Raw genomic sequence first — 22,220 nt, forward strand, 5'->3', positions numbered from 1 at the left:
CTGTCCCGCATGGCTGGACACAGCTCTTGAGCTGCCCAGCTCGCCAGCCGACACTGAGGCATGACCACCACCCAGATTCGCGCGCCGCGTGGGCCGCAGCGCACCGCCAAAGGCTGGATTCAGGAAGCCGCCAAGCGCATGCTGATGAACAACCTCGACCCCGAAGTGGCCGAGCACCCCGAAGACCTGATCGTCTACGGCGGGCGCGGCAAGGCGGCCCGCGACTGGAAGAGCTTTCACAAGATCGTGGAGGTGCTCGACCGCCTGGAGAATGACCAGACCTTGCTGGTGCAGTCCGGTAAGCCGGTGGCGGTGCTGCAAACCCACGCCCTCGCGCCCCGCGTGCTGATCGCCAATTCCAATCTGGTGCCGCACTGGGCCAACTGGGAAACCTTCGACAAGCTCGATCAGGCCGGGCTGATGATGTACGGCCAGATGACCGCCGGAAGCTGGATCTACATTGGCACGCAGGGCATCTTGCAGGGCACCTACGAAACGTTTGCCAGCGCTGCGAACAAGCACTTCGGCGGCACGCTCAAGGGCACCATCACCGTGACGGCGGGCCTCGGCGGCATGGGCGGAGCGCAGCCGCTGGCGGTCAAGCTGGCGGGTGGGGTCAGCATCAGTATCGAGGTGGACCCGACCCGCATTCAGAAGCGCCTGGATACCCGTTATTTAGATACGGTGGCCCCCAATCTGGACGCCGCCCTCAAGCTGGCGGGAGAGGCCAAGTCGGAAGGCAAGGCACTCAGCATCGGTCTGCTCGGCAACGCCGCCGAGGTGCTGCCGGAACTGGTGCGCCGCGGCTTCACACCCGACCTGGTGACCGACCAGACCAGTGCCCACGACCCGATGTGGGGTTATTTGCCGCCCGCGCAGGCCGATGAGGATCTGGGCGAACTCCGCCGCAGCCAGCCTGACGCCTACCTGGAGCGTGCCCGAGCGGGGATGGCTGACCACGTGCGGGCCATGCTGGAACTCCAGCAGCGCGGCGCGGTGGCCTTCGATTACGGCAACAACCTGCGCGAGCAGGCCCGCATTGCAGGCGTCGCCAATGCCTTCGACTACCCGGGCTTCGTGCCCGCCTTTATCCGCGACAGCTTCTGCGAGGGGCGTGGCCCGTTCCGCTGGGTGGCGCTCAGCGGCGACCCCGCCGATATTCACGCCACCGATCAGGCTTTGCTGGAACTCTTTCCGGACGATCGGCGGCTGCAATCCTGGCTGACCTACGCCGCCAGGGAAATCGCTTTTCAGGGCCTGCCCGCCCGCATCTGCTGGCTGGGCTACCGCGAGCGTGACAAGGCCGCCAAGCTGTTCAACGAAATGGTGGCTGACGGGCGACTCTCGGCCCCGATCGTGATTGGCCGCGACCACCTGGACGCCGGAAGTGTCGCCAGCCCCTACCGCGAAACCGAGGCGATGCTGGACGGCTCCGACGCCGTATCTGACTGGCCGCTGCTCAACTTCGCGGTGGGGGTGGCCTCCGGCGCGGGCTGGATGAGCTTTCACCACGGCGGCGGCGTGGGCATGGGCTACAGCCAGCACTCGGGCCTGGTCGCGGTGGCCGACGGCAGCGAGGAAGCGGCCTGGAGGCTCTCGCGCTGCCTGACCAACGATCCGGCGATGGGGGTCATCCGCCACGCCGACGCCGGGTATGAGCTGGCGCAGGACGTGGCGCGGGAACGCGGGCTGGATTTGCCGAGCCTGGGTATTGAGAATCACCCATGAAGCGTCAGATGGCGACAGTGCTCTTGGCGGCCTCGCTGGGTACGGTGCTGGCCCAGGGAAACCCTCAGCCTCCTGCGCCCATTCACCCTGTGACGTTCAAAAATGGTCACACGTACCAAGTCAAAGCGCCGCCTGCCACCAGAAATAGCGACGATTTCTGGGATCAGTGGAGCTTTGATGAGGCGTTTCCCTCGCCGGACGGCAAATTCATGGCAATCAGGTTTTTGCAGAGTAGCAAAGATCCGCGCCACAATCCGAAAGTGATCGACTTGGTCAGCCAAAGTGGGAGTCAGATCCGGCTCAAGGACAGCGATCTCCTTGATGTTTCCTGGTCACTGGACAGCAAATACCTGCTGGGCAAAGGCAGCTCGTCTGTGCGGGTCTGGAATACCAGTGGAATACTGAATTACAGGGATTTCAGCCAGGCCAGGCGATTGACTATCGTTGAACTCAAACCCAATCGGCAGGGCCTGTGCCTGGCGCTTCAGCCGTCTACCTACGCTGCCGATCAAGCCAAGCTCAGCACCACGGTTGCCCAGGTGGCGCTGCCGGGTTTGAAGATTGCGAGATCAAGTCAGCGGAGTGTGCCAGTCAGTCAGCAAACGGGGTTCTGTCCATGACCCACCTTCCTTTCGCCGGGATTTCCACCTTCGCCCGCGCTCCGCACCACGCCCCCGACACCGACTGGAAAGCTGACGTGGCCGTACTGGGGGTGCCCTATGACATCGCACTCGGCTTCCGCCCCGGCGCCCGCTTCGCGCCGCGTGCCATCCGGGAAGCCAGTCTGCGTTACGTGCCGCCGTTCACCGGGCTGGATGGCCGCACCCGGTTGCAAGGCGTGAGCTTCTTGGACGCCGGAGACGTGGTGCTGCCCAGCCTGGAACCCGAACTGATGCGTGAGCGCACCACCGGGGCCGCCCGCGCCGTGCGGGACCGCTGCCGCTTACCTGTCTTCCTAGGTGGCGACCACAGCGTCACCTTTCCGCTGCTAAGCGCTTACGACGACGTTCCCGATCTGCACGTTATTCAACTCGACGCCCATCTGGATTTCACCGACGTTCGCAACGACACCCGCTATTCCAATTCCAGCCCATTTCGCCGCGCCTGCGAAGCGCTGCCCAACCTGAGCCACATCACCACGCTGGGCCTGCGCGGCTTGAGATTCGATCCCGAAGCGGTGGCAGCAGCCCGGCAGCGCGGTCACACCCTCGTCGCCATGACCGAGCTGGAAGGTAGCCTCAACGCCGTGGTGGACGCCTTACCGGTGGGCAAGCCCATTTACCTGAGCGTGGACGTGGACGGCCTGGACCCTGCCGTGCTGCCCGGCACCAGCAGCCCCGAACCGGATGGGCTGAGCTACGCGCTGGCCCTGCGCCTGATCCGCGCTGTGACCGCCAGAAACACGCTGGTCGGGCTGGATGTTGTGGAACTGGCTCCCAACCTTGACCCGACAGGCCGCAGCGAATTGATCGCCGCCCGGCTGATCATGGAAACACTGTGCGGAGCGCTGGATGACTGAAGTTCTGTTCACCAACATCGCCCAGTTCGTCACCCCAAAAGCTGGCCCCCAGCGCGGCGCGGCCATGCGCGAGCTGGCCGTTATCCCCGACGCTGCGCTGCTTGTCTGTGACGGCCTGATCGCCTGGGTGGGTTCGGCCAAAGACGCGCCCCGTGCCGAACAGACCCATGACCTCGGCGGCGTGGCCGTGACCCCGGCGCTGATCGACCCGCACACGCACGCCGTCTGGGCTGGAGATCGCCTGGGCGACTTCGAGGCCCGGGTGGAAGGCGTGCCCTACGAAACCATCCTGGTGCGGGGCGGCGGCATTCGCAGCACCATGCGGGCCACCCGGCAGGCCAGCCTGGACGAACTCGTGGCACTGGCCCTGCCCCGCCTGCAAGCCCTGAGCGCTTCCGGCGCGGCGACCATCGAGATCAAGAGCGGCTACGGCCTGGACTTCGAAGCCGAGTTGCGAATGCTGGAAGCGGTCCGGGTGCTGCAAACGCAAACGGCTGCCGACCTGCGCCCGACGCTGCTGCTTCACGTTCCGCCCGAAGAGAACCGCGCCGGGTATGTTCAGGAGGTCTGCCACAGCTTGATTCCCCGCGTGGCCGAGGGGCAGCTGGCCGAAGCGGTGGATGTGTTCTGCGAAACCGAAGCCTTCAGCGTTCCCGAAACCCGCGCCATGCTGGAAGCGGCCCACCTGCACGGCCTGAAGCTCAAGCTGCATGCCGATCAGTTTCACGCCATCGGCGGCACCGAACTTGCCTGCGAACTCGCTGCGCTGAGCGTGGACCATCTGGAAGCCAGCGGTGAGGCGCAGATCAGGGTATTGGCCGCGAGTCCAACTGTCGCCACCGTCTTGCCGGGTGTGACGCTGCACCTGGGCCTCCCCGCCGCCCCCGCCCGTGCGCTGATCGACGCGGGCGCGTGCCTGGCGCTCGGCACGGACCTCAACCCCGGCAGCGCGCCTGTGTTCTCGATTCAGCTGTCCTTGGCCCTGGGAGTGCGCCTCAACCGGCTCACGCCCGCCGAAGCGCTCACCGCTGCCACCGTCAACGCCGCCGCCGCGCTAGGCCTGACCGACCGGGGAGCTTTGAGTGTGGGCCAGCGGGCCGACTTCCTGGCGCTGCATTCTGCCGACTGGCGTGACCTTGCCTACACTCTCGGCGCAAATCCCGTTCAAACCGTGTTCATTGCCGGACAGGAGCAATATTCATGATTTTAGACCGCAGCCTGACTCTGGACGACTTTCAGCGCGTTGTGCGCGGCTTTGAGGCGGTGGAACTCGCGCCCGACGCCCGTGAGCGCATCCGAAGAGCCCGCGCCGTCATCGAGCGCATCGTGGAAGGTGACAAGGCCGTCTACGGCGTCAACACCGGCTTCGGCAAATTCGCCACCATCGGCATTGACCGTGCTCAGCTCGGCCAGCTCCAGCGCAATCTGATCGTCTCGCACGCCATCGGGGTCGGTGCGCCGCTGCCAGGCGAAGTGGTGCGCGGGATGCTGCTGCTGCGCGCCCAGTCGCTGGCGCTGGGTCATTCCGGCGTGCGTGAGGAGGTCGTGGGGTTGCTGCTGGCCTTGCTCAACGCCGACGCCTTGCCCGTCATTCCCGCTCAGGGTTCGGTGGGCGCGTCGGGCGACCTCGCGCCGCTGGCCCACCTCGCCCTGGCGCTGATTGGGTTGGGTGAACTGGAGTACCGGGGTACGGTGCGTCCAGCGGCCGATGTCCTGGCTGAGCTGGGCCTGGTGCCCCTGGAACTTCAAGCCAAGGAAGGCTTGGCCCTGATCAACGGCACGCAATTGATGGGCAGTTTGCTGGCCCTCAGCGTGCTGGACGCCCGCACCTTGCTGAGCGCCGCCAACCGCGCCGCTGCCATGACGGTGGAGGGCATGCGCGGCAGCCACCAGCCGTTCCGCGACGACATCGTGCGGCTGCGGCCCCATCCCGGCGCGCTGGAAGTCGCCGCCGAACTGCGCTCATATTTGCAGGGCAGCGAGATCGCGCCCTCTCACGCCGACTGCGGACGGGTGCAGGACGCCTACAGCCTGCGGGCTGTGCCGCAGGTCCACGGGGCCACGCTGGACGTGCTGCACCATGCCGAGCGGGTGCTGGCGACCGAGTTCGCCTCCGTGACCGACAACCCGCTGATCTTGCCCGACACGAATGAGGTTATCAGCGGCGGCAACTTTCACGGGCAGCCGCTGGCGCTCACCGCCGACGCGCTGTGCGTGGCATTGGCTGAACTCGGCAGCATCTCCGAGCGCCGCTGCGAGCAGCTGCTCAACCCGGCGCTGTCGGGCCTTCCGGGATTCCTGACCCCGCACGGCGGCCTCAATTCGGGCCTGATGATCGCCCAGTATACCGCCGCCGCGCTGGTCAGCGAGAACAAGGTGCTGTGCCATCCGGCGAGTGTGGACAGCATTCCCACCAGTGCCAATCAGGAAGACCACGTGTCGATGGGCGCTCATGCCTGCCGCAAGCTGCGCGAGGTGATGGAAAATGTGTTCACCATCATCAGCATCGAACTGCTCTGCGGCGCTCAGTCGCTGGACTTTCAGCCGCTCAAACCCGGCGTGGGCGTTCAGGCGGCACACCGGGCCATTCGTTCGTTCGTGCCGATGCTAGAGGAAGACCGCTACTTCAAGCCCGAACTCGACGAATTGCGAACGCGGGTGCGGGAAGGCAGGCTGCTGAGCTGAGGGCGCACAGGCTGTGTCCCGCGCCTCAACCGCCCTTGAGCACCCGGCCCACCACCGCGAACAGCGGGTCGCCGCCGCGCTTGCCGCGCTGCGGGCTGCGGTCGAGCTGTTGAATGTCGCCCCAGTTGCCCGCCGAGCGCAAATACCCGGCCACCAGATTGAGCTGCCCGGCGCTGGTCAACTGATGCCAGATCGCCACCGCCTTGCTGGGAAAGCAGCGGTTCGAGAAGCTGATCACCACTGACCCGCCGCTCACGACTACCCGGCCTAGATCGCGCAGCACCGCCACCGGGTCGGTCAGGTAATCCACCGAGACAGTCAGGCCGGCCGCGTCGAACGAGTTGTCCTCAAAAGGAAGCTGCGGCGTGGTGTTGAGGTTCTGAACGATGTGGGCGTCGAGCCGAGGATTGCGCTCCAGTTCTGCGGCATTGAGGCCCAGCCCGACCACTTGGCGGTAGGTCACCTCCGGCGGCAGGTGGCTGATCCAGCTGCTCATCAGATCGAGAATGCGCCCGTCCGCTGGGAAGAACTCACGGTAGAGCTGGGTGACGGCGTCGATGGCTCCGTCGTCGATATGGGTCACGAAGCGCGGCTGGCGGTAGAACAGCTCGTCGGGGGTTTCGTCCTGCCGCCGGAACGCGGTGCGCGGCAAATCATCCAGGGAGTCGGCCATGCCTGATAGTGTCGCCCGCCTTGCCCCGGCGCGCTGTAGGCCGGGACGCAACGTTCGCCGCCTGCCGTCAGCCCAGCAGAAAGGGGAACGAACACCTGAGTGCCGTTCCCCCGCTTGGTCCTGCACGGACCTGTATCTGGTGGCCTGCTTTACTGCGCCGTCACCGGAGCGCCGTCCCACAGGGCGTTCACGTCGCTCTGCACGATTACTGCGCCGCTCGGCACGCCGGACGTCAGGGTGATCTCGTCTGTGCTTTCCGCTGCGCCGCTGCTGCCGCTCAAACCGGTCTGCACCGGCGTGCGCACCGCTTTGCCCGCCTTGACGACGTACACGTAGTTCTGCGCGCCGATGCGGGCAATCGCGCTGCTCGGCACGACCGGCGAATCGGCGCTGACCTCGGCGTTGATGGTGCCGGTGGCGACCATGCCTGCTCTGAGTTCGGTGTTGGCGGCATCAAGCCGGGCCTCAATCGGGTAGAAGTCGCCAGTCGCCACCGAGGTGGGATTGATGGCCGTGAGCTTGGCCGCATACTTACGGTTGGGGAAAGCGTCGAACTTAACCTGCACCGGCTGGCCGGTCTTGAGCAGATTGGCCTGCGCCGCCGGAATGGTCGCGACGATCTTGCGCGGGTCGCTCTGCACGATGGTCATCAGCGGGACGCCGGGAGCCGCCACCTCACCGACCTCCACGTTCCTGGCCGAGACCACGCCGTCGATCGGGCTGGTGATCACGGCCTTACCGATCATCAGTTTGAGGTTCTGCACCGTGGCCTGGGCCGCCTGCACCGCGCCGCCGCCCGCATTCTGGGCCGCGACCTGGGCGTTGGTGTACTGGGTCTGGGCATTCAGCAGGTCCTGCCTGGAGACGCCGCCGAGCTTGTAGACCGCCGACACCCGGTCGAGGGTGCTGGCCGCCAGTCTCAGGTTGGCCTGCGCCGAGTCGCCGCCGTTCTGAACCTGACTCAGCGTGGCCTGCGCTCCGGCGAGCTGGGCACGCAGGGTGCTGTCGTCAATGCGGGCCAGCACCTCGCCCTTGCTCACCTTGTCGCCGACCTGCGCCGCGACCTGGGTGACGTTGCCCGCGAGCTGCGCGGCGATGGTCACGTCGTTGCCGGAGGTCAGGGTGCCGACCACGCTGAGCTGCACCTTCAGCGGCGCGGGCGCGGCCTTTGTTGTCTTGACGCTGGTGGGCGTGCTGGGCGGGTCTTTCAGATCGATGGTGACGCTGGCGCTCGATCCGGGCAGCAGCTTGGAGCGGTCCACCTTGCTCAGATACACCGATACCGGGATGACCTGGGCCACTTTGGTGAAGTTGCCGTTGTCGGCTCCGCCGCTGGGCAGCAGCGAGAAGGTGCTGGCGGTGGCCTGCCCGATCTGCTGCACCCGGCCGTCGAGGGTCTGCCCCGGCAGGGCGTCGAGCGTCACATGCACCGGCTGGCCGAGCTTGACCTTGCCGATGTCGGCCTCCTTGACGTTGGCCGAAACGTAGGCGCTCGAATCGTCGGCGATGACTGCCAGCGACTGCCCGGTGTTGACCAGTTGCCCGATCAGCGCCGTGGACTGAATGACCTGCCCGCTGATCGGCGCGCGAATCAAGGAGCGCGAGGCGGTCAGCGGCGCGGTCTGCGAGAGTGCCCCGGCGTTGGCGGCGCTCGACTGGGCCACCGTGGAGGTATCGATCTGCCCGATGACCTGTCCCGCCGTGACAGTGCTGCCCACCGCCACGTTCCACTGCAACACCCGCCCCGGAATCTCCGGCACGATGTTGGCGGTGTTGGCGGCCACGCGGGCGTTGTCGGTGCTGACGTGGTTGGCGGCATTGCTGGCGTACCACCAGGCGATTGCGCCGCCGCCGAGGACCACCAGCAGCCCCACGGTGAGGCCCAGGGCGCGGCGACGCGGCGGCGTCGGCTTGGCGGCGACCTCTGGCGTTTTGATTTCGGGTGTTTGTGCGGCTGTCATGGTGTTCCCTCTCAAAAATGCTGAATGTGGGTGTGGAGTGGAGCAGTGGACTCTCTTACCGCTTCAGTCCATGGCCGCGTGGCCTGGTTCTGCCGCCACCTTGCCCTTCTTGAGGGCCAGGGCCGCCACCGCGCAGACCACCAGGGCCAGGGCGATGATGACCATCACGATGTCGAAGGTGTTGGTGAAGACGGTGGTGCCGATCTGGCGTTGCAGCAGGGCGCTGAAGGCTGCCTGGGCGTGGGCCAGGTCGAGGCCGCTGGCCTGAAGCCGAGCGATGGCCTGCTGAACGGCGTTTTGCTGCGGCACGTTGCCCTGCTGGAGCAGATTGGCATAGCCGCTTTGCTGGATGTGGTTGTAGTGGTCGAACAGTTGCACCATCAGCACCACGCCGAACGCGCCGCCGAGCCGGTTGACGACGTTGGTGATGGCGCTGGCTTGCCCCGCCTGCATCGGTGGGATTTCCGAGACGGCGGCTGACTGGGTGGGAATCATGGCCAGCCCCATGCCGACCGAGCGCACGCAGTTCCACCAGATAATCGAGAAGAAGGCTGTCTCGATGGTCAGTTGCCGGAAGAAATACATGCCCAGCGCGATGAATAAGAGTCCCACTGGTACCAGCACGCGCGGCCCGACCCGGTCGTAGAGTCGTCCGGCGAACGGCATCACCAATCCGGTCAGCAGCGCGGGCGGCAATTGCAGGTAGCCGGACTGAAAGGCCCCCAGCCCTCGAATGCTCTGCATGTAGACCGGCAGATAAAACAGCACCCCGAACAGCGAGATACTGATGACCATCAGCAGCAGGTTGGCAATCGCGAAGCTGCGGTACTTGAACAGGCGCAAGTTGAGCAGCGGATGCGGAATGTGCAGCTCCCACCAGATGAAAAAGGCCATGCTGACGGCGCTGACATACAGCAGCAAGACGATGCTTTCCGATCCCCAGCCCCACGAACTGCCTTCCGAGGTGGCGAGCAGCAGGGCGAACAATGAGGTGGCGATCGCCGCCGCGCCCCACCAGTCGAACGCCTGGGTGGGGGTGGGCGGCACGTTCGGCACGCCGCGCAGCGCCAGGAAAATGGCGATGACACCAACCGGAATATTGATGGTGAAAATCCAGCGCCAGTCGACGAACTCGACCAGGTAACCGCCCAGCGTGGGGCCGATAGCGGGAGCCAGGAGCACCGCCATACCGAAGATGCCGCCCGCCGCGCCGAGCTGATTGCGCGGCACCATCCGGATCATCATGGCCTGCACGGCAGGCATGATCAGGCCGCCGCCCACGGCCTGCACGATGCGGAAGGCAATCATGCTGTTGAGGTTCCACGAAAACGCGCACAGCGCCGAGCCGATGGTGAAGATGATCAGCGCGACCATGTACATGTTGCGGATGCCGAATTTGGCGCCCAGCCAGCCCGAGAGCGGCGTGACCACGCCCAGGGCCAGCGTGTAGGCGGTCGACACCCATTCGATGCCCGCCTGATCGACTCCGAACACATTGATCATGTCGGGCAGCGCCACGTTCACGATGCTGGTGTCGAGCACGGCCATGAACGCGCCGATCACCAGAATCAGCAGCGGAGCCTGCCAGCGGACGAGTTGCCCGCTGGCGATGGACGGTTGTTGGGCAGGCGCAGGGGCGGCAGCGGTCATAGCGTTCTCCAGTCAGCGTGAAGCCGGTGAACTCGGGGGCGGCGGTCAGCGGCCACAGGGGCTAGCGGCCACTTGCGGCCCCGCCGACGCCGCCGGGTCCGGCCAGCAGGGCGTAGTAGGCGCTCAGGGCCGCGTCGTCGGCCTGCTCCTTGGCGAGCGCGGCCTGCTGCTGGGCGATCTGGCTTTGCAGCAAGCTGAGCTGTGAGATCAGGCCCTTGGCGAAGCGGTCCTGGTCGGCGTTGAGCTGCCTGTCGGCGTTGGCCAGCGCGGCCTGCTTGACGGCGCGGTTTTTCCCGGCCTGCAGGTAGCTGTTGTAAAGCCCCTGGGTCTGAATCCTGAAGCCGCGCTCGGCGGTGGCCGCACCGGACTGGACCTGTTGAAGCTGGGTTTTGAGGGTATTGATCTGCGAGGCCGACACCGCCAGGGGGTCGAGCAAATTGACTTGCAGTTGCAGCGCTGCCGTCCCCTGCTGGGCCTGAATCAGCGTCGGGTTGCGGCCCAGGACGTCTTCCACGGTGTTCGCGCCCACCGAAGCGGGCATGGCGCTCACCGGAACCGGGGCCACCGCCGTGAAGTTGCCGACCAGGCTGCGCAGATTGGCGGTGGCGAGCGCCAGGCCGTCCTGAGCGACCTGGGCGGCCTGTTGGGCGGCCTGCACCTGGTTCTGGGCCACCTGCGCGCTGATCTGGGTGCCGCCGCCCTTCTCATACTGGGTCTGGGCCACCTGCGCGCCCTTCTGAGCCAAATCGAGTGCGGCGCGGGTGAGCTTCACGGCGTCCTGCGCTTCCAGAACCTGGGTGTAGGCGGTCACGATCTGGCTGTCAGCCTGGGCATCGGCGGCTTTCACGTTGGCCACCGCCAGATCGTAGGCCTGCTGGGCCTTGAGCAGCGTCACCTTGGTTGCCAGCGGATCGACCTTGGCCTTGGCGTAGTCGCCCTGGGCGGTCACCAGGCTGGCGCGGGCGGCGGTCACGCTGGGCTGGGCGGCACTCTGGGCCAGCGCGCTATTCAGCGTCAGGCTGGCGGCCTGGGCCTGAGCGGCACCCAGCAGGGAAAGGGCGAAGGTGAGCGGCAGCAGGGCAGGGAAGGTTCGTTTCATAGCGTGACCTCGTGGGATGAAGGGGAAGGGCAGATCAGGGGCGGGCCGCGCCGTCGAGCGGCAGGGCGAAGAAGGCGTAGAACTTCAGGGCGGCGTCGGTTTCATTGAGTTGCGCCTGACCGAGCGCGACCTGGGCCTGGTAAGCCGCCGCGCTGGCCTGGGCGACGTCCAGCGGCGCGCTGAGGCCGAGGTCCTGGCGGGCAGCGGCGTTTTGCTGCTGTTGCTGGGCTAGGCTGAGCGCTTGCTGGGCCAACGTCCGCTGCCGCTGTGCCTGAGCGTAGGCGGCGTTCAGTCCGGCCAGTTGCAACTCGGCCTGGCGGCGGGCCGTCTCCAGCCCGGCCTGGGCCTGATCCAGCGCGTTCTGGGCCAGGCCCGGCGCGCTGAAGCTGCTGGCCGAGGCGTCGAAATTGACCCCCAGACTGAACTGGTCGCGCACCCGGTTCAGCGGCGGCATGCGCGGCGCATAGCTGAAATTCACGGCGGGCGAGAGGTTGTGCGAATCCACTGAGACGCCTACCCCGGCGGTGTCGGAGATGGAGTGGGTGTAACTGGCCTGCACATTTGGCAGGGCGTCCCAGCTCACCTGCGCCTGTACGATCTGGGCTCGGCGCACGCCGAACCGGGCCTGCTGCACGCTGGCGGGAGTGCCGCTGGCAGGCGGCGTCACGGCGGGCAGACTGGGCGCGTTCCCACTGCCGATCAAATCCTGCAGCGCGGCGCGGGCCACCGTCAGGTTGTCCTGGGCCTGCGCCGCGCCGCTCTGGGCCTGCCCCAGCACCAGTTGCGCCTGGGCCAGGTCGATGTCCGTCGCGCCGCCGCCCGCGACCCGGTTCTGGGCGGTTTGCAGCGCCAGCTGCGCGGCGACCTGGGCCTGACCCGCCAGGGTGAGGGCAATCTGGCTGAGCTGCACCCGCTCAGCTGCCAGCACCGCCTGAGCCTCCAGGGCGCTCAGCGCCGAGGCGTAGCCGAGCCGGGCCTGCTCGGTGGCGAGCGCGGCCTGCTGCTGGCGGGCTGCCGTGTCGCCCACCGGCAGCGGCGTGGCCCGCACGGTCAGGTTCAGGGTGCTGGTCACGCCGCCAATCGGTGCGCAGGGGCTGGTCAGCAGGGCCAGCGGCGACGTGGCACACACGGCGGGCGTGGGGTCCACGTTGGCCAGATCAATGAGGTTGCCCGACGCCGAGGCACTGACCGGAAATGCTGTGCTGTCTTGCTGGGTCTGGGCCGCCTGCACCGCCAGCCGCGCCTGCACCAGGCTGGGATAATTTTGCAGCGCGCCGAAGAGTTGGCCGAATGTGGCGACTGGCAGTGCGGGCGTGGTCGCTGCCGTCTGGACAGGGTCGGTCTGGGCTGGGGCCGGTTCGGGGGACGTCGGCGCGGCCTGCTGAGCCCGCGCCGCACCGAGCAGCGCCGCCGTCAGCAGCAGGCCGTGCCAGGAAAGACTCTGGAAAGAACGTCGCTGGAACAAGGACAACCTCCAAAAAAGCAAACATCCGGTGGAGCGGGAACGAAGGTGAGGGTCGGTTCAGGGAAGCGGTGTGCCGGAGTCGTCATGCACTGCCGCGCTCCAGATTGCAAAGAGGCGCTGGCCGAGGTGCAGCAGTTGGCCGCGCTCCTCGATGCTGAGCTGGCCGAGCAGGTCGCCCAGGTGGCGGCGAAACGCGGCGTCGAAGATATCGAAGACGGTCTGGCCCAGTGGCGTCACGCTGACCAGCACCATCCGGCGGTCGTGCTGATCGGGCCGCCGGGTCAGCAGTCCGCGCTGCACCAGTTGCTCGACGGTGCGGCTGGCGCTGCTCAGCGGAATGCCGAGGCGCTCGCTGACCTCGCTCATCCGCACGCCCGCCTCCGCGGAGCCGAGCAGCCGGTAAGCGCGGTGAAACTGCCTGAGCAGGCCGATCTGTTCCTCGCCGTCTGCCAGTTTCATTCCGGCAGCCTGAAGCTGCTGGTGCATCCGGCGGCTCCACTGCGGCGTGATGTCCTGCAAGTTCAGCTTGATGCGCCCGAACTCGTCCATCAGGGTGAGCAGCACCTCGAGCTGCATCGGTTCTGCGGTGGACATCACCTCCGGTTCTGGTCGTGTTTCTTCCTGGACCGCCTCGCGGAGCTCAAATTTATTTCCACCGCGAAACTGTTTCACGGCGGTAGCTTATACCTCTCAAGCAATCGAACTGTAAACGTTCCTACATCTAAACTGGCTTCATTTTGACGTTATTTTTCCGGGTATTTTTGCGTGTCAGCGGGAGCTCAGAGCAGTTGCTTGCCGCGCCGCAGATTCTCCCAACTGCCGTCCGCCGCCCAGCCGCCGTCCACGCTGAGGGTGACGCCGTTGACGAACGAACTGGCCTGTTCGTCCGTCAAATAAAGAATGGCGCGGGCGATGTCGTCGGGCGTGGCGAAGCGCTTCATCGGCACCCGGCCTTCGATGTCGGCGTCGGTGTAGGCACCCGATCCCATGTCGTGAATGTCCATCTCGGTCTTGACCCAGCCGGGGCACACCGCGTTGACCTGTACCCCGCGCGCGCCCCACTCGGCGGCCAGCGTGCGGGTCAGGCCAATCAGGCCGTGCTTGCTGGCGTTGTAGGCGGCCCGGTCACTGATGCCCAGCAGTCCCGCCACCGAGGCCACATTCACGATGCGCCCCGAGCGCTGCGAGAGCATCACCCGGCCGAGTTCGCGGCTGAGCAGGAAGGGGGCCGTCAGGTTCACGTCCAGTACCCGCCGGAAGCTGGCGGCAGTGGTGTCCTCGGCAGGCGTGATGAAGCTGATCCCGGCATTGTTGACCAGGCTGTCCACCCGTCCCCAGCGCTGCATGATCGCCTGGGTGTGGGCCACAACGACCGCCTCGTCGCTGAGGTCGCCGACCAGTGAGATGGCGTCGGCCCCGGCGGGCAGGGAAGAAGCTTGCAAGTCGAGCAGCGCCAGGGCGTCGCCGCGCTCGGCGCACAGTTCGGCGGTGCGGCGGCCAATGCCCTGGGCCGCTCCAGTGATGACGGTGACGCGCGGGCGAGCAGAAGGAGTCATGCGCTCAGCCTGCCACATTCCAGGTCGGTTCACCTGCCCCAGGGGTCAGCCGCGCTACGCTGGCGAGCGGAATTCAAATCTGTTGTGTTGCCGAGGTCATTCATGCGAATGTTGCTGCCCCTCCTTACCCTGTCTCTGCTGTCCGCTGCCCCGCTCACCGCTGCTCAGTCTGCAGCCACCCAGTCGGCTGTGCCCGGCGTGTTGCCCTACCAGAACGCCCAGCTCACGCCCGAGGCCCGCGCCGCCGATCTGCTGGGACGCCTGAGCCTGGCCGAGAAGATCGGGCAGATGACCCAGGCCGAGCGCGGGGCCATCAAGGACCCGCAGGACATCGCCCGCTACTTTCTGGGCAGCCTGCTCTCCGGCGGCGGCAGCGGCCCGGCCGACAACACCCCGGCAGGCTGGGCCGACATGATCGACGGCTTTCAGCAGCAAGCACTCTCGACCCGGCTCAAGATTCCGCTGCTCTACGGTGCGGACGCGGTTCACGGCCACAACAACGTGCCCGGCGCGACGCTCTACCCGCACAATATCGGGCTGGGGGCCACCCGTGACGCGGCGCTGGTGCAATCGATTGGCCGCGCCACCGCTGAGGAGGTCGCCGCCACCGGGGTCAACTGGACCTTCAGCCCCTGCCTGTGCGTGGCGCGCGATGTTCGCTGGGGCCGGACCTACGAGAGCTTCGGCGAGCGCCCCGAACTGGCGACGCTGCTGTCGAGCGAGATCAGCGGTTATCAGGGCACAGCCGGCACCCCCGCGAGCATTCTGGCCACCGCCAAGCACTTCGTCGGTGACGGCGGCACCACCTTCGACACGTCCACCAACCCCGATTACCTGCTCGATCAGGGCGACACCCGCCTGAGCGAAACCGATCTGCGCCGCCTGCACCTGCCGCCGTTCCAGGCCGCCGTCAAGCAGGGCGTTGCCAGCGTGATGGTGTCGTTTTCGAGTGTGAACGGGCTCAAGATGCACGGCGACAAGCATCTGATCACCGACGTGCTGAAAGGCGAACTGGGCTTTCAGGGTTTCGTCATTTCCGACTGGGCCGGCATCGACCAGATCTCGCCGGACTACGCCCTCTCGGTTCGCAGCGCCATCAACGCCGGGCTGGACATGGTGATGGTGCCCAACGACTACCCGCGCTTCATCGACACCCTGACAGCGGAGGTCACGGCCGGCCGCGTCCCGGTGACCCGCATCGACGACGCCGTGCGCCGCATCCTGATTCAGAAGTTCCGCTTCGGCGTCTTCGAGCATCCCCTGACAGACCGGACGCTGGCTGCGACCTTCGGTTCTGCCGAGCATAAGGCACTGGCCCGCAAGGCGGTACAGGAATCGCTGGTGCTCCTGAAAAATCAGGGCGTCTTGCCGATCTCCAAATCCACCCCGCGCCTGCTCGTCACCGGCAGCAACGCCGCCGACCTCGGCAACCAGCTCGGCGGCTGGAGCGTGACCTGGCAGGGCAAGAGCGGCAACAACGTGGGCACCACCGGCACAACCATCCTGGCCGGTATCCGGGCGGCGGTCAGCGCACAGACAAAGGTCGATTACCTCGACAGCCGGTCAAACGACATCACGCCCGCCCAAGTCAAGGGCTACGACGTGGGCATCGTGGTGGTGGGAGAAACGCCTTACGCCGAGGGCCAGGGCGACCGCTCGTCGCTCACCCTCAGTCCGCGAGATCAGGCCGCCGTCAACGCGGTGTGCAGCGCGGTGCGGTGCGTGGTCGTCACGGTGTCCGGCCGCCCGCTGATTCTCACCGACCAGTTGCCGAGAATGGGCGCGCTGGTGGCCGCCTGGCTGCCGGGCAGCGAGGGCGAGGGCGTGGCCGATGCGCTGTTCGGAAACACCAAATTCACCGGTAAACTGTCGTTCAGCTGGCCCAGATCGATGGCCCAGGTGCCGGTGGGCAAACCCAGGGACATGGGCGCGCCGCTGTTTGCTTACGGCTTCGGGCTGGAGAAGTGAACGGCGAAATGAACGGCTGAGCGCTTCACATTCAAGGGAGCTGGGCGTCCGAGAGACCGGTGGTGTCTCAGACGCCCAGCTGCTTGTCCATTCGGTGTTCCGGCTTTACGGAATGCGGGTCGCCAGGCCCTTCGAGACGAGCCACGAGGCGAGGTCCTTGCCGTTGAAGTACAACAGGCCCTCGGGGTAGCTGCTGACCTTGGTCACCTTGAACTGTAAGCGGGCATCTGTGGGAATGAGTTTTCTGATGGCGGCGGCCGAGCCTTCCTTGGTCTTGACGCCGCTCAACTTGCCGCTGAAGCTGCTGTTGATCCCGTCCACCCCGAGATCGAGCATGAATGTTCCCGCATCGTTGAAGAAGTGAAGCCGTCCGCTGACCATGTTGCTCTGGGCCACAGAGGTGGAGGCGAGTAACAGAGAAATGAGCAGAGCAGATTTTAGGGTCATAGGATCCTTTGGAGCCGTTGGAAGTGGTGAAACGTTTTTCTGTCCCGATGAATTACGGATAACGGCTCTCAGCCGGAGATTCATCTGGGCAACGCTGGATTTGTTGGTTCTGACGCTAGCGACTCTTCCATCACGCGGCTCTTACAGGAAGAGAAATGAAAAGCGGCGGGCGGCCCTTCCACTGAAGAAGCCGCCCGCCGCTGTGCCGTTCGAACCTGTTTAGCCCTGCAGCACCAGCCGCGAAGGTTTCTCCAGCAGCCACAGCACTTTTTTCAGAAACCGTGCCGCGTCTGCACCGTCGACCAGTCGGTGATCGAAGCTCAGGGTCAGGTACATCATGGGCCGGATGGCGATGATGTCCTGGCCGCCTTCCTCCAAGACCACTGCCCGCTTGGTGATGCTGTGGACCGACATGATGCCCGCCGCCGGGGGCGAGACGATCGGTACGCCCATCATCGATCCCACCGAGCCGATATTCGACACGGTGAAGGTGGCGTCGGCCATTTCCTGTGGCTTCAGCGTGTTGCTGCGGGCCTTCTCGGCCAGCTCACCAACCTCGCGGGCCAGTGCCAGCACCCCCTTCTGGTCCACGTCTCGGATCACCGGCACCACCAGCCCCGCCTCGGTGTTGACCGCCATGCCCAGATGCACGAAGTTCTTGTAGACCACCTCACCCGCCGCCGTATCCAGGCTGCTGTTGACCGCCGGGAACTCGCGCAGGGCGATGCTGGCCGCCTTCAAAAAGAACGGCAGGTACGAGAGCTTGACGCCCTGCTGCTGGGCGTCGGCCTTGAGTTCGTCGCGCAGCGCCATCAGGTTGGTGCAGTCGAGTTCCTCGATGGTGTGGGTCTGGGCGCTGTGCAGCGTGGCGGCCAGCAACCCCTGGCTGGTGGCGCGGCGCATCCCCCGGAACGGCGTGCGGGTTTCGCGCGACTCGTACCCGGCAGGCGTGCGGTAAGCGGGCGGCGCGGTGGGCGGCCAGTCGGCGGCGCCGCCTGATTTTGCAGCGGGCTGAACTTGGGTTTGAAGCGCTGGAGCCTGACTCGGGGGCATCTGAACCTGCGGCGCCTGGGCGTGCGCCTGCACGTCGCCGGGCCGCACCCGACCGTTGGGGCCGCTGCCCATCACCTCGGCAATCGAGACGCCCAGTTCGCGGGCCAGTCGCCGGGCGGACGGCACGGCCCGGACCTGCCCCGGCGCGGGCGAGGTTTCGGCCAGTCCGGCGGTCGTGGGCGGCGCGGGCGTAGTGGGTACGGGTTTGGTCGCCACCGCCGGACCTGCTGCACTCCGGTTGAACCCGGCAAACGCCGCTTTGGCTTTGCCGGGATCGCTCTGCTTGGCCGCCGACCCCTCGATGATGCTGCGCTCGTCTTTCATCTCGGCGGCGGCCCGCTCGGGGTTGGAGGCAGCGGGAGCCGGGTTCGCCGGAGTCTGGGGAGCGGGCGTCTGGGCAGCGGGAGCCGGGGCCTGTTCGCCCACCGCGCCGACTTCTTCCACCTGGGCCAGCACGCCATGCACCGGCACGATGTCGCCCACCTGCACCATCCGTTTGACGATGCGACCTCCGAACGGCGCGGGCAACTCCACCGTCACCTTGTCGGTCATGACTTCCAGGACCGGCTGACCTTCCTCGATGAGGTCGCCTTCCTCCACCAGCCAGCTCAGAATTTCCCCTTCCACGACCGATTCGGCCAGGGTGGGCAGCGTCAGATCACGCATGAGTGTTCTCCTTGTCTTGTGGTGCAGCGCCTTTGTGCTCGGCCCAGCGTCGCCGCAGCGTCTCGAAATTGCTCTCCAATCGCCCGGCGTCGGTGATGTACTGCACGGTCTGCCCGGTGGCGACCACGTCGCCGAGTTCCGAGACGGCTTTCAAATCGGCGTAAAGGCGGCGGCCCTCGGTTCTGAGCGCCGTCGCCGTGACCTTAACCTGCATGCCCGGCAGTGCCGAGGCCAGATGGTTGACATGGACCTCGGTGCCGATGCCGCCGTCGCCCGTTTCCAGAAACGGCACCAGCAATTTGCGCCCGGCCTCCTCGAAATGCTTGGCGATCCAGTAGGTCGCGTAGACCGGGTGGCCAGCGCCCAGCTCGTCAAACTGTACGGTCATGCTGTCTGTCACAGTGAGGTCGAGCTCGGCCGTTGTGCCGTTCGGCAAAGGCTTCACGCCTCAGTACTCCACGACTTTGCGAATGCCTGACGCCACCCGCGCCGCGTCGGGGCGGTACATGTGCTCGGCGGCGGTAAACGGTGGGTAAGGCGCGTCCCAGCCGGTAACCCGGACAATCGGGGCGTGCAGGTACTCGATGTAGCGCTCGGCGATGATGGCCGACAGTTCGGCCCCGAAGCCCATCCGGCGGGTCGCCTCGTGCACGATGACCACCCGGCCCGTTTTCTGTACGCTGGCAGCGATCGTCTCCAGATCGAGCGGCACCAGGCTGCGCAAATCCACGACTTCCACGCTCAGGCCCGCACCCTCGGCGGCGGCGGCAGCCTCCAGGCAGACTTCCACCATGCCGCCGTAACACAGCACCGTGCAGTCGCTGCCCTCGCGGGCGATTCTGGCCTTGCCCAGCGGCACGGTGTAGTGGCCTTCCGGCACCTCGCCCTTCACCGAGCGGTAAAGCTTGATGCTCTCAAAGAAGAACACCGGGTCCGGGTCGTCTACGGCGGCCAGCAGCAGGCCCTTGGCGTCATAGGGGGTGCTGGGAATCACGATCTTGACGCCGGGCACCGCCGCGACTAATCCTTCCGGGCTGTCGGCGTGCATTTCCGGCGAGTGGATGCCGCCGCCGTAGGGCGCGCGCACCACGATGCTCAGCGGAAAGTTGCCCTGGGTGCGCTGGCGGTATCGGCCCATCTGGGCGTTGATCTGCTCCAACGCCGGGTAGATGAAGCCCGCGAATTGCAGCTCGGCAATCGGCTTCTCGCCCGCGATGCCCAGGCCCACCGCCAAGCCCATGATTCCGGCTTCGCTCAGCGGCGTGTTGAAGACGCGCTCCTCGCCGTAGAGGGTCTGGAGGTTGTCGCTGGCCCGGAAGACCCCGCCCATGCCCACGTCCTCGCCGAACAGCATGACTTTGTCGTCGCGCTCCAGGGCGATGCGCAGCGCGTCGTTGACGGCGGCCACCATGGTCATGGTTTTGCTTTTCTGTCCGGCTTGCCGTTCTGTCGTGGCGGTCATTCCAGTGCTCCCAGCGCCCGGATTTCTTCGAGCTGCTCCAACATCTCGGGTAGAGGTTCGGCGTAGATGTGCTCCAGCAGCGCTTCCGGCAGGATCTCGGGGGCCTGGTCGGCCAGCAGCATGGCCGCCTTGATCTCGGCTTCCATCGCCTGCATCACCTGCTGCTCCTGGGCCTCGCTCCACATCCCCCGGCTCTCCAAGTAGGCGCGCAGCCGCTTGCCGGGGTCGCGCCCACTCTTCCAGGCCTGAGCCTCGGTCTCCTCGCGGTAGCGGCCCGGATCGTCGCTGCTGGTGTGCGGCAGGATGCGGTAGGTGATGGCCTCGATCAGGGTCGGTCCCTCACCCCGGCGGGCGCGCTCTGCGGCTTCGCGGGTCACGTGGTACATCGCCAGCACGTCGTTGCCGTCGACGCGCACGCCCGGCATGCCGTAGCCTTCGGCGCGCGAGGCCAGGTTCTTGGCCGCCGTCTGCACGCTGGTCGGGGTGCTGATGGCCCAACCGTTGTTTTCAATGACGAAGATGGCTGGAGCACCGAACGCCCCCGCAAAGTTGACGCCGACGTGAAAGTCACCCTCGGATGTGCCGCCGTCGCCGATAAAGGCCATCGCCACCCGGCCCGTGCCGCGCCGCTTCTCGGCCAGGGCGATGCCCGCCGTGTGCGGAATCTGGTTGGCGATCGGGATGTAAAACGGCAGGATATGCAGTTCGGGATCAACCTGATAGCCCGCCGGGTGGCCGCGCCAGGCTAGCAAAATGTGCGCCAGCGACATGCCGCGCACCATCGCCAGCGCTGTGCCCCGGTAGGTAGGCAGCACCCAGTCGCCGTGTTCCAGGGCCGTCGCCGCGCCGACCTGGGTGGCTTCCATACCGCCGAAGCAGGGGTAGACGCCCAGCTTGCCCTGGCGCTGAAGCACCATTGCCCGGTCGTCGAAGACCCGCGCGCGGCGCATGCCCGTATAGAGGCTGAGAAGCGTTTCGTCGTCCGGCACCAAGTCGGGGCGCAGCAACGAGCCGTCGGGAGCCAGCACGCTGAGGGTGCCTTCCAGACGTGGATCGGGGAGCAGGGTTGCGGCGGTCATGGTGGGCCTCCTGGGAATGGAACCTGAGAATTGGAGAGGGGGTGGAGTCAGCCGCTCAGCGGGCGGCCCAGCGTGGCCGAGAGCCGCGCTCCGGCAGCCAGCACGGCGCTTCTGAGTTCGTCCTTGTGTTTGTAGAAGCGGAAGGCCGGGGCCGACACGCTGATGCTGGCTAGCGCCGGGCCGCGCTCACCGCGCACCGGCACGGCGATGCAGCACACGCCCTCGTAGACTTCCTCCACGTCGTAGGCGTAGCCCTGCTGGGCCACCCGGACGAGTTCGCCGTGCAGTTCGTCGGCGGTGGTAATCGAGTTGGTCGTGAGCGCGCGCAGTTGATAATTGCTGGTAAGCCGGGCCACTTCCGCTTCCGGCAATTCGGAGAGCAGCACCTTGCCCATGGCCGTGCAGTGCGGCGGCATGTGGCTTTCGAGCACCACCCGCACTGCGCCGCTGCCCTGCACTTCTTCCAGATCGAGCAGGCCGTAGCCCTGCAGCACGCTGAGATGAATGGCTTCCCCGGTCTGGGCCGCCAGCGTCACCATCTCGCGGCGGGTGGCGTCGAGCCAGGGAAAACTGCCCTCAGCGCTGCGGGCCAGGCTCAACAGTTTCAGCCCCGCCGTGTACTGCCCGCCCTGCCGATGCAGCATGCCCAGTTCGGCCAGGCTCCCCAGCAGATCGTGGGCGGTGGATTTTTTCAAGTTCAGCTCGGCGGCCACGCTGGTGGCCCCCCATACCGGACGGGACGGGGTAAAGAGCGAGAGGACCTGAAAGGCCTTGGCGACGGTGCTGAGCATGCTGGTAAAGCCACTGTACGCCGCGTCCGGCTGTCTACACAAGATCGGGGTGCGGTTATTACGAATTAGGGGGCCAGGTGAAGCGCTTATGAAGCCGCTCGATCCGGTTATTTCAGATCGGCAGCTTCAGGTCGGCGTCGGAAACTTCACATAGCTGTGACCTGCTTGAGGCGTACTGGTTTCGTGAGCCTTGCCGCTCACCTACGCCTGTATATCCTGACCAGCTCAAGAAAGTGCTGGGGCTGGCTGCTGCTAAGGGCCTTGCGGGGCGGTCGGCCGAAGCTGGGCCCGCCGCGCTGACCGCGCTGGCGACGCTGCTGCTCCAGGCTGGCTGGATCGCTGCTGGGTTGGGAAGATCATCTGCCGCTGCTGCCTGCGGCGTCGGAGGCGAACCAACAGCCCTGAAACGGTTTACGCT

The 22,220-nt window shown here is 66.3% G+C and carries 19 protein-coding genes; 6 read left to right on the forward strand and 13 right to left on the reverse strand.

Annotation, left to right across the window (positions count from 1 at the left end; genetic code table 11):
• Positions 1-60: 60 nt before the first annotated feature.
• From hutU to hutH, 5 genes are read left to right on the forward strand one after another with little or no spacing between them, the layout of a single operon-like run.
• Entirely contained in the window at positions 61-1,728 is a 1,668-nt protein-coding gene (gene hutU, locus GUI70_RS02190; RefSeq protein WP_161880661.1) for a urocanate hydratase, read from the forward strand.
• Positions 1,725-2,348 (forward strand): hypothetical protein, encoded by a 624-nt coding sequence (locus tag GUI70_RS02195; protein ID WP_161880662.1) that lies wholly within the window; start codon positions 1,725-1,727, stop codon positions 2,346-2,348. The genes hutU and GUI70_RS02195 overlap by 4 nt, the downstream gene beginning before the upstream one ends.
• On the forward strand, positions 2,345-3,247 hold the full coding sequence (locus GUI70_RS02200) for an arginase family protein (protein ID WP_161880663.1): 903 nt from the start codon (positions 2,345-2,347) through the stop codon (positions 3,245-3,247). Before GUI70_RS02195 ends, GUI70_RS02200 begins: the two co-directional genes overlap by 4 nt.
• Positions 3,240-4,451, forward strand: a complete 1,212-nt coding sequence (gene hutI / locus GUI70_RS02205) for an imidazolonepropionase (protein WP_161880664.1) — start codon at positions 3,240-3,242, stop codon at positions 4,449-4,451. Before GUI70_RS02200 ends, hutI begins: the two co-directional genes overlap by 8 nt.
• Positions 4,448-5,932, forward strand: a complete 1,485-nt coding sequence (gene hutH, locus GUI70_RS02210; protein ID WP_161880665.1) for a histidine ammonia-lyase — start codon at positions 4,448-4,450, stop codon at positions 5,930-5,932. The genes hutI and hutH overlap by 4 nt, the downstream gene beginning before the upstream one ends.
• A 25-nt stretch (positions 5,933-5,957) precedes the next feature.
• On the opposite strand, the gene GUI70_RS02215 is transcribed toward hutH, so the two are convergent.
• From GUI70_RS02215 to GUI70_RS02245, 7 genes are all read right to left on the reverse strand, one after another.
• Entirely contained in the window at positions 5,958-6,605 is a 648-nt protein-coding gene (locus GUI70_RS02215) for a methyltransferase domain-containing protein (RefSeq protein ID WP_161880666.1), read from the reverse strand.
• A gap of 149 nt (positions 6,606-6,754) precedes the next feature.
• On the reverse strand, positions 6,755-8,566 hold the full coding sequence (locus tag GUI70_RS02220) for an efflux RND transporter periplasmic adaptor subunit (protein ID WP_161880667.1): 1,812 nt from the start codon (positions 8,564-8,566) through the stop codon (positions 6,755-6,757).
• Between the two features lie 63 nt (positions 8,567-8,629).
• The gene (locus GUI70_RS02225; protein ID WP_161880668.1) at positions 8,630-10,216 is read right to left on the reverse strand and encodes a DHA2 family efflux MFS transporter permease subunit; all 1,587 of its coding nucleotides are present in this window, start codon (positions 10,214-10,216) and stop codon (positions 8,630-8,632) included.
• A 61-nt stretch (positions 10,217-10,277) separates the two neighbouring features.
• Positions 10,278-11,315 (reverse strand): TolC family protein, encoded by a 1,038-nt coding sequence (locus tag GUI70_RS02230; RefSeq protein WP_161880669.1) that lies wholly within the window; start codon positions 11,313-11,315, stop codon positions 10,278-10,280.
• 34 nt (positions 11,316-11,349) lie between these two features.
• The gene (locus GUI70_RS02235) at positions 11,350-12,780 is read right to left on the reverse strand and encodes a TolC family protein (RefSeq protein WP_161880670.1); all 1,431 of its coding nucleotides are present in this window, start codon (positions 12,778-12,780) and stop codon (positions 11,350-11,352) included.
• A gap of 57 nt (positions 12,781-12,837) precedes the next feature.
• The gene (locus tag GUI70_RS02240; protein ID WP_161880671.1) at positions 12,838-13,374 is read right to left on the reverse strand and encodes a MarR family winged helix-turn-helix transcriptional regulator; all 537 of its coding nucleotides are present in this window, start codon (positions 13,372-13,374) and stop codon (positions 12,838-12,840) included.
• Positions 13,375-13,559: 185 nt separating this feature from the next.
• On the reverse strand, positions 13,560-14,336 hold the full coding sequence (locus GUI70_RS02245; RefSeq protein ID WP_161880672.1) for an SDR family NAD(P)-dependent oxidoreductase: 777 nt from the start codon (positions 14,334-14,336) through the stop codon (positions 13,560-13,562).
• Positions 14,337-14,444: 108 nt separating this feature from the next.
• On the opposite strand from GUI70_RS02245, the gene GUI70_RS02250 reads away from it, so the two are divergent.
• Positions 14,445-16,304, forward strand: a complete 1,860-nt coding sequence (locus GUI70_RS02250; protein WP_202630373.1) for a glycoside hydrolase family 3 protein — start codon at positions 14,445-14,447, stop codon at positions 16,302-16,304.
• 105 nt (positions 16,305-16,409) lie between these two features.
• Here GUI70_RS02250 and GUI70_RS02255 read toward each other — a convergent pair whose 3' ends face one another.
• The 6 genes from GUI70_RS02255 to GUI70_RS02280 form a co-directional block, all read right to left on the reverse strand.
• Entirely contained in the window at positions 16,410-16,751 is a 342-nt protein-coding gene (locus tag GUI70_RS02255) for a hypothetical protein (protein WP_161880674.1), read from the reverse strand.
• Between the two features lie 219 nt (positions 16,752-16,970).
• Entirely contained in the window at positions 16,971-18,470 is a 1,500-nt protein-coding gene (locus tag GUI70_RS02260) for a dihydrolipoamide acetyltransferase family protein (protein WP_161880675.1), read from the reverse strand.
• A complete protein-coding gene (locus tag GUI70_RS02265) occupies positions 18,463-18,915 on the reverse strand; it encodes a thioesterase family protein (protein ID WP_161880676.1) in 453 nt (150 codons plus the stop codon). Before GUI70_RS02265 ends, GUI70_RS02260 begins: the two co-directional genes overlap by 8 nt.
• 3 nt (positions 18,916-18,918) lie before the next feature.
• Positions 18,919-19,932: an alpha-ketoacid dehydrogenase subunit beta gene (locus GUI70_RS02270; protein WP_161880677.1), complete on the reverse strand. Its 1,014-nt coding sequence runs from the start codon at positions 19,930-19,932 to the stop codon at positions 18,919-18,921.
• Positions 19,929-21,011, reverse strand: a complete 1,083-nt coding sequence (gene pdhA, locus GUI70_RS02275; RefSeq protein ID WP_161880678.1) for a pyruvate dehydrogenase (acetyl-transferring) E1 component subunit alpha — start codon at positions 21,009-21,011, stop codon at positions 19,929-19,931. The genes GUI70_RS02270 and pdhA overlap by 4 nt, the downstream gene beginning before the upstream one ends.
• 47 nt (positions 21,012-21,058) lie before the next feature.
• Positions 21,059-21,844, reverse strand: coding sequence for an IclR family transcriptional regulator (locus GUI70_RS02280; protein ID WP_161880679.1), 786 nt, complete (start codon positions 21,842-21,844; stop codon positions 21,059-21,061).
• Between the last annotated feature and the right edge of the window lie 376 nt (positions 21,845-22,220).

Origin of the sequence: Deinococcus alpinitundrae, assembly GCF_009982895.1 — a bacterium.
GTDB lineage: Bacteria > Deinococcota > Deinococci > Deinococcales > Deinococcaceae > Deinococcus > Deinococcus alpinitundrae.

Bases quoted from the DNA above. Each gene is read 5' to 3' on its own strand.
- hutU (WP_161880661.1), top strand. From the start codon at position 61: ATGACCACCACCCAGATTCGCGCGCCGCGTGGGCCGCAGCGCACCGCC.
- GUI70_RS02195 (WP_161880662.1), top strand. From the start codon at position 1,725: ATGAAGCGTCAGATGGCGACAGTGCTCTTGGCGGCCTCGCTGGGTACG.
- GUI70_RS02200 (WP_161880663.1), top strand. From the start codon at position 2,345: ATGACCCACCTTCCTTTCGCCGGGATTTCCACCTTCGCCCGCGCTCCG.
- hutI (WP_161880664.1), top strand. From the start codon at position 3,240: ATGACTGAAGTTCTGTTCACCAACATCGCCCAGTTCGTCACCCCAAAA.
- hutH (WP_161880665.1), top strand. From the start codon at position 4,448: ATGATTTTAGACCGCAGCCTGACTCTGGACGACTTTCAGCGCGTTGTG.
- GUI70_RS02215 (WP_161880666.1), bottom strand. From the start codon at position 6,605: ATGGCCGACTCCCTGGATGATTTGCCGCGCACCGCGTTCCGGCGGCAG.
- GUI70_RS02220 (WP_161880667.1), bottom strand. From the start codon at position 8,566: ATGACAGCCGCACAAACACCCGAAATCAAAACGCCAGAGGTCGCCGCC.
- GUI70_RS02225 (WP_161880668.1), bottom strand. From the start codon at position 10,216: ATGACCGCTGCCGCCCCTGCGCCTGCCCAACAACCGTCCATCGCCAGC.
- GUI70_RS02230 (WP_161880669.1), bottom strand. From the start codon at position 11,315: ATGAAACGAACCTTCCCTGCCCTGCTGCCGCTCACCTTCGCCCTTTCC.
- GUI70_RS02240 (WP_161880671.1), bottom strand. From the start codon at position 13,374: ATGTCCACCGCAGAACCGATGCAGCTCGAGGTGCTGCTCACCCTGATG.
- GUI70_RS02245 (WP_161880672.1), bottom strand. From the start codon at position 14,336: ATGACTCCTTCTGCTCGCCCGCGCGTCACCGTCATCACTGGAGCGGCC.
- GUI70_RS02250 (WP_202630373.1), top strand. From the start codon at position 14,445: ATGTTGCTGCCCCTCCTTACCCTGTCTCTGCTGTCCGCTGCCCCGCTC.
- GUI70_RS02255 (WP_161880674.1), bottom strand. From the start codon at position 16,751: ATGACCCTAAAATCTGCTCTGCTCATTTCTCTGTTACTCGCCTCCACC.
- GUI70_RS02260 (WP_161880675.1), bottom strand. From the start codon at position 18,470: ATGCGTGATCTGACGCTGCCCACCCTGGCCGAATCGGTCGTGGAAGGG.
- GUI70_RS02270 (WP_161880677.1), bottom strand. From the start codon at position 19,932: ATGACCGCCACGACAGAACGGCAAGCCGGACAGAAAAGCAAAACCATG.
- pdhA (WP_161880678.1), bottom strand. From the start codon at position 21,011: ATGACCGCCGCAACCCTGCTCCCCGATCCACGTCTGGAAGGCACCCTC.